The organism is Cognatishimia sp. F0-27 (assembly GCF_020667845.1).
In the GTDB taxonomy this organism is placed as follows: Bacteria; Pseudomonadota; Alphaproteobacteria; order Rhodobacterales; family Rhodobacteraceae; genus JAFMPQ01.
Window position 1 is genome coordinate 92,641 of sequence record NZ_JAFMPQ010000018.1, and the last position, 6,441, is coordinate 99,081.

General features: G+C 63.5%; 7 protein-coding genes. 2 read left to right on the forward strand and 5 right to left on the reverse strand.

Translation table 11 applies throughout. The annotated features are described in order from the left end of the window. The first annotated feature begins 6 nt into the window (after positions 1 to 6). A complete protein-coding gene (locus tag J1C49_RS11500) occupies positions 7 to 1,638 on the forward strand; it encodes an alpha-D-glucose phosphate-specific phosphoglucomutase (RefSeq protein WP_227445968.1) in 1,632 nt (543 codons plus the stop codon). Positions 1,639 to 1,725: 87 nt separating this feature from the next. Here J1C49_RS11500 and J1C49_RS11505 read toward each other — a convergent pair whose 3' ends face one another. The 5 genes from J1C49_RS11505 to J1C49_RS11525 all read right to left on the reverse strand — a co-directional run bounded on the left by J1C49_RS11505 (position 1,726) and on the right by J1C49_RS11525 (position 6,153). Next, complete coding sequence (locus J1C49_RS11505) at positions 1,726 to 3,276, reverse strand: polyamine aminopropyltransferase (RefSeq protein ID WP_227445969.1); 1,551 nt, start codon at positions 3,274 to 3,276, stop codon at positions 1,726 to 1,728. A gap of 229 nt (positions 3,277 to 3,505) precedes the next feature. Next, complete coding sequence (locus J1C49_RS11510; protein WP_227445970.1) at positions 3,506 to 3,730, reverse strand: DUF350 domain-containing protein; 225 nt, start codon at positions 3,728 to 3,730, stop codon at positions 3,506 to 3,508. Positions 3,731 to 3,752: 22 nt separating this feature from the next. Continuing rightward, a complete protein-coding gene (locus tag J1C49_RS11515; protein ID WP_227445971.1) occupies positions 3,753 to 3,911 on the reverse strand; it encodes a hypothetical protein in 159 nt (52 codons plus the stop codon). Between the two features lie 138 nt (positions 3,912 to 4,049). Then, positions 4,050 to 5,348: a DUF4178 domain-containing protein gene (locus J1C49_RS11520; RefSeq protein ID WP_227445972.1), complete on the reverse strand. Its 1,299-nt coding sequence runs from the start codon at positions 5,346 to 5,348 to the stop codon at positions 4,050 to 4,052. An 82-nt stretch (positions 5,349 to 5,430) separates the two neighbouring features. Continuing rightward, the gene (locus J1C49_RS11525) at positions 5,431 to 6,153 is read right to left on the reverse strand and encodes a DUF4178 domain-containing protein (protein WP_227445973.1); all 723 of its coding nucleotides are present in this window, start codon (positions 6,151 to 6,153) and stop codon (positions 5,431 to 5,433) included. A 42-nt stretch (positions 6,154 to 6,195) separates the two neighbouring features. Here J1C49_RS11525 and J1C49_RS11530 point away from each other — a divergent pair. Then, positions 6,196 to 6,441, forward strand: a 246-nt coding sequence (locus J1C49_RS11530; RefSeq protein WP_227445974.1) for a hypothetical protein, incomplete at its 3' end; no start/stop codon positions are given.

A 6,441-nucleotide genomic window follows, 5' to 3' on the forward strand; every position in this document is an offset into this window, starting at 1 on the left:
ATGATCATGAGCATCACAACAGTTGCAACCACCCCCATCGAGGGACAAAAACCAGGCACATCCGGCCTGCGCAAAAAGACCCCGGTCTTCATGGGGCCGCATTACCTCGAAAACTTCGTGCAAAGCATCTTCGACGGAACCGGCGGCGCACAGGGCAAAGTGTATGTTCTGGGAGGCGATGGCCGCTATTTCAACGATCGCGCCGCACAGGTGATCCTGCGCATGGCCGCCGCCAACGGCGCGGCGCGGGTGATCGTCGGCCAGGGCGCTATCCTGTCGACGCCTGCCGCATCAAACCTGATCCGCAAGCGCGGCGCGGATGGTGGAATCATCATGTCCGCGTCGCACAATCCGGGCGGACCGGAGGAAGATTTCGGCGTCAAGTTCAACGCCGCCAATGGTGGCCCCGCCCCCGAAGGCATGACCGCCAAGATCTTCGACGCCACCAAGGCACTCTCCGAATACCATATTCTCGAAGCACAGGACGTCGACCTGTCCGTGCCTGGCGAAAGCCGCCTTGGCGAAATGGTCGTCGAGGTGGTCGATCCGGTCACCGACTATGCTGCGCTCATGGCCGATATCTTCGATTTCGACAAGATTCGCACGCTTTTTGCCTCCGGCTTCCGGATGCGGTTTGACGCAATGCATGCGGTGACCGGCCCCTATGCCAAGGCGATCCTCGAAGGCACGCTTGGTGCGCCCGCGGGCACCGTGGTCAATGCCGTGCCAAGCCCGGATTTCGGCGGCGGGCATCCCGATCCCAACCCGATCTGGGCCAAGACGCTGATGGACGAGATGTATGGTGACTCTGCTCCGGATTTCGGCGCAGCCTCCGACGGAGATGGCGACCGCAACATGATTGTCGGGCGGCATGCCTACGTCACGCCTTCGGACAGCCTCGCCGTACTTGCGGCCAATGCCACGCTGGTCCCGGCCTATGCCAAGGGGCTTGCCGGGGTCGCCCGTTCCATGCCGACATCGAAGGCGCTTGACCGGGTCGCCGATGCGCTGGGGATCGACTGTTACGAAACCCCCACCGGCTGGAAGTATTTCGGCAACCTGCTCGATGCCGGGCGCGCCACGCTCTGCGGCGAGGAAAGCGCCGGCACCGGCTCGGACCATGTGCGCGAGAAGGACGGGCTCTGGGCAGTGCTCTTCTGGCTCAACGTCCTCGCAGAGCGCAAGATGTCCGTGGCCGAGATCCTTGCCGACCACTGGCAGAAATTCGGGCGCAACTTCTACTCGCGCCACGATTACGAGGCCGTGGACAGTGCAGCGGCCGAAGGCCTGATGCAGGGTCTGCGCGATGCGCTGGCCACCTTGCCGGGAACAGACGCCGCGGGTCTGACCGTCGAGACGGCCGATGAATTCACCTATAACGACCCCGTGGACGCATCGCTCAGCACCGGTCAGGGCATCCGCATCGGGCTGGCCGATGGCGGGCGCGTCGTTTACCGCCTGTCCGGCACCGGGACGGAAGGCGCGACACTCCGGGTCTATCTCGAACGGGTCGAGACCGATCCCGCGCGCTTCGACGCCGATCCGCAAGACGCGCTGGCCGGGATCATCGCCGCCGCGGATGCTCTGGCTGATATCAAGGGCCGGACGGGACGGTCCGCTCCCGACGTCATCACCTGACCACGGCTTCGGACCTTAAGGTTTCAGCGGGCGCCCCATTCGGGGCGCCTTTCGTTTTTGTCCTGCCTATCTTGTCAGAGCGGCGCATCAGCGGAACCAACGATCCCATCCATCAAGGTAATAGCCGACAAGCGCATGGCTCTGGATGTCATTGATGGACACGGGCACCCGGTCCATATCGGGCGCAAAAACCTGCGCGGCTTCCCAGATTTCGGGCGTCAGGAAAGCCAACCCCTCCGGCAGCTGCAATGCCCGCCGCGCCAGAGGCATCGGGGTTGCCATGGCAAAACCCCACTGGCCAAAGCTCGGCACATACACGGTGTAGGGCCGCAAACTGAGCCGCGCCGCCGGACCGCTCGGACTGCGCGTGGCCTCAAGCGTGGTGACAATCGACCAGAACGCCTCCCGTGCAAAAAGCGGCGACCCCGCTTGCGTGACCAGAACTCCGGTGCCGGACAACCGCTCGACCAGCAACGCATAGAACTCCCGGCTGTAAAGCTTTGAAAGCGCGATGGTCTTCGGGTCCGGCAGGTCGGCGATAATCACGTCATAGGTGCCGCGATCCTGTTCGGCAAATCGCCAGGCGTCCATGTTGACGATCCGCACGCGCGGGTCCGACAGGGCCCTGTCGTTCAACGGTGCCAAATCGGGGTGGTCGCGGAAAAGCTCCGTCACCCGCGGGTCGAGATCCACGAGCGTGACCGCTGCCACATCCTCGTGGCGCAGCACTTCGCGGACCGCCATCCCATCTCCCCCGCCCAGAATCAGGACCGACTTGCGCCGCGGCGCTAGCGCCATGGCCGGATGTACAAGCGCCTCGTGATACCGATGCTCGTCCATCGTGTCGAACTGGATCGACGCGTCGAGGTAGAACCGGACGCGATCCCCGAAACGGGTCAGTGTGACGGTCTGGTAAGGCGTCGCCTCCGACAGGACCACGTCATCCTCAAAGAGCTGCGCCTGCGCCACGGACACCAGCCGCTCCGCCTGGATCAAGGCCAGCAGGCTGGCAAGAACCGCCACACCCCAGAAGCCCCATTGCGCCCGCGTCGCTGCCGCCCGGAACAACCACAAGGACAACCCGGCCACGGCCAGGTTCAAAAGACCGAATACCAGGGATGCCGACATCAGGCCGAGATAGGGGATCACGAAAAGCGGAAAGGCCAACGACGCCACCAGCGCCCCGACATAATCCACCGTCAAGACGTTTTCGAACCGGAATTCCGGGGCGCCGATCTCCTTGAGCACCCGCGCGATCAGCGGGATTTCCATGCCGGACAGAATCCCGACCGCGATCAGCATCCCGTAGAGCGGAAAGGCCACCTCCCCAAGCGCGGCGTAGGTAAAGAAGAGGACCGGCGCCATGAAGCCCCCGACAACGCCAAGACAGATCTGTGCCCAGACGAAGCCCTGCATGGCCTTTCCGACATACCGTGACAGGTAGGCGCCCACCCCCATCGAAGACAGGAACACCCCGATCACAAGCGAGAACTGCCGCACGCTGTCCCCGAGAAGGTAGGACGATACCGTTGCCGCGATCAGCTCGTAGACCAGCCCGGCAATGGCAATGATGAATGTCGCAAGCAGCAGCCACAGCTCGCGGATCCGCACCGCGCGCTCGACAGCCTGCCCCGTCACAAACCCGCCCTCACCGCGCGGCGCGCGGCCGCGCAAGGGCGTGCCGACACGCAGGCCCGGACAAGCCGGGATCCATGTGTCTGACAGATGATAGCCTGCAAAATGCCCTCGACGCGCCCGCGCCTCTGTTTCTTCTGTCGCGAAATACTCCGGGGAGTGTGAGGGGCTGGCCCCTCACGACACAGCCACCACGCGACCGGTCCCGCACCCGTCTCAGGGCGGTGCCCCATCAGGACCGGATCACTGCCCCGATGATCAGGGCAAGCGCGATAAAGACCGCCCCGATCAGGATCGCCAGCGCGATATTCTGTTTTTCCTCGATTTCCTTGACCACCGAGAAATGCGTGAAGCGGTCGATGATCCAGTAAGACGCCCCCATCAGCGCCACGCCGATGAAGGTATAGATCACCGTCGAGATGAGTTCAGACAGTTGAATCGTGATGTAGGCGTCCATGGACGTTCCCCTTGATCTGCATTTATTTCACGCGACCGCCGACAAAGGCGCCCCCGGATCCCGTGCGCACCGACCGGTCCAGATCGAAGCTCTCTCCACCTTGCCCATACCACCCGACATAGGCCGTCCCGGCCACGGCGGTGCTGGCAAGAACAAGGAACAGAACCCGGATGATACTCACGCCGCCGCTCCTGCGGTGTTCTCTTGCGGCGCGTCATCGGCGCATACACTCCGGACCATGCAGGCACGACGCCGGCGCATCCCGTCCGGGGAAAGCTGAAAACAGCCGGTTATGCGTATCGGGCCAAGCCGCGCCATGTCAGTCCTCGTCGCTCCAATCAGAATGCGCCCAACGGCGACGGTTGTGTATGAAAGACCCCGCCGAAAGCACCAATGCCAGCATTCCGAGCAGCACCGCAAGCACCATCGGATAATAGCCCGACGACATGCCCGTACGGGCCGAGACCTGCACCCAGGAGGCGCTCCGGCCACCGGATCCCCAGAGCCCTTGCTCCACCCCCCCGATCGACAAGGTGTATTCACCCGGGACCGTTGGCAAGAAATGCAACGATGCCGACCGCGACCCTTCCGACCAGCTGCCATCGCTGTCACGACCGAAATAGTATTCCATGGTCCGCCCGGCCTCGAAAAGCACCTCGTCATTCGGGTCCGTCAACTCGAGATCGATATAGGCCCAGCTGTTGGACACGTTGGCAGAGAAATACAGCCCCGCAAGCTTGTCCGCCTGCGCGTCGATCCGAAAGCTGACGTCACGGGGCAACTGGTTGAGCCCGACGGTGGTCGGCTCAAGCACCAGACGTCCCGGCATGATCGCAAGGATCAACCCGATCGCCAACGCCACGGCGGCAAATCCAAGCGCGGCATTCCGCAGGAATGCTGCTTCTTTCCACCCATGATAGGGCTGGGTCGGATGCACCCCTTTGGGCCGGAGGGTGGTTTCGGGCAGTCGAAAGGCGGCCAATGCCGACGGACCATCCAGATAGACCACACGATGCACTTCGCGCTCTTGTCCGGTTTCGGCAAAATCGAGCATTTCGTCATCGGCCAGCGCTGAAATTGCCGTTGTCCGATCGTCGAATTGCGGTGCCCAGGTGAACTCGCCCTCGGCATAGAACACCGTTGAAACAGTGGTCGAGAGGTATTTGTAGCGCCGCCCGTCATGAAAGACGGAGGGCGGGTTTTCCGATGCTTCAACCCCGGTCGAGGACATCCAGACGGATGCGGGCGTGCCACGCACCCGTCGGGCAAAGGTCAGATGGCCATCTTCCAGCGTGAGCCACGCATAGCCATGGGTGGGGGAATAGAGCTGGTGATCGACCCATTCCCACACCTTCCCGGCCCAGCGTTCGCGGTGGCCCAGCAATCCGATGACGGTCCATTCGACACCGTAGAGCGTGCCGCTCATCCCGATACTGAATGGCGTCTCCGGGCGCGGCGCGTCGGAGAATTTCTTCAGCGCGCGGTACCCGTCAAGCGCATCGAGCGCCGTGCCGCAATACGGACAGATATGGGTGGTGACACGGCCACCGCCGAGAACGTCGAGACCGGCTCCGCAAGTGGCGCAATCGATCGCCTTGATATCGGGTGCGCGGCTCATGCCAGATCCCACTCTTGCGCGCGCCGGCCTGTCGCATGGCCTTCAACCGGCCCGAAGGCCGTCTCGTCCGAGATCAATCCGCTCATCCTTTGCCCCATGGCCCGTCAAAGGAACCACCAGAGGTTCCCGCGTCCCCTGGCGGCGGTGGCGGCGGCGCCATGCCGGGCGGCGGTGGCGGCGCATCGCCGCCATCCCCCGTGCGGGCGCCTTCCCAGTCCCGCGCGCGCCCGTCAAGCACCGAGACCGTGGTTTCGAACGGATCATACCACCGCCCCAAGGACCAAGCCTGCCCGCCTTCCCAGAATTCACCGGAAAGCAGGCTGCCATCGCTGCCATTGGCATTGAGGTATTCGTAGGTTTCACCAATTTGGAGCGCCTCGCCAAACACGCCGCGCAGCGCAACACAGGTGCCTTGATCGCGCTCCGTGATCACGAAGGACTGTCCAAATGCCTGTATCCCCGAGCCGACGCGGATATTCCGCGGAACCGCGGGCCAGCGGTCCCGTGGGACAAGCACCTGCAATACGATATCGCCCTCGTCCACGGACAGCCACGCACCGCCGCCTTCGGCATCCTCGACCCAGAACTCGTCCCACCAGCCGCGCCCATAGCTGAAACGCGCATGGCCCAGAACGTCGTAGGTGTCGAGTCCCAGCGTCACCCGGTCGCCCACGTCGAACAGCAAGGGCGCATCGAGCATCTCACCCGCCGTGCCCGCGTGCCGCAGCCGGCCGCCATCTACGTAGAGCGTGGTCGAACAAGACGGGCAGGTCAGCATCACCGCCCGCGCAATGGCGGTCGGCACGCGGTCTCCACAATTCGGGCAATTGGCGTCAGACATGGTGCCATGAAAGCAACGCAGCAGCGCGTTGTCCACGGCAGAAATACCACCAGTGCCGGCAAGGTGTGGTTTTCCCGCAATGGCGCGGAATGGCCAGGACCATCGGACACGCTTTGGGGGTGCTGCACGGCGGATGCCACCACCGCCCAATCCGGCTCTCTTGGGACAATCGCTCTGGACATGGGCGCGGATCCGTCTTATCGCGACGCCTTCATGCGGGGTGACAGCCTTGGAGGCACCCTGCCCTTACAA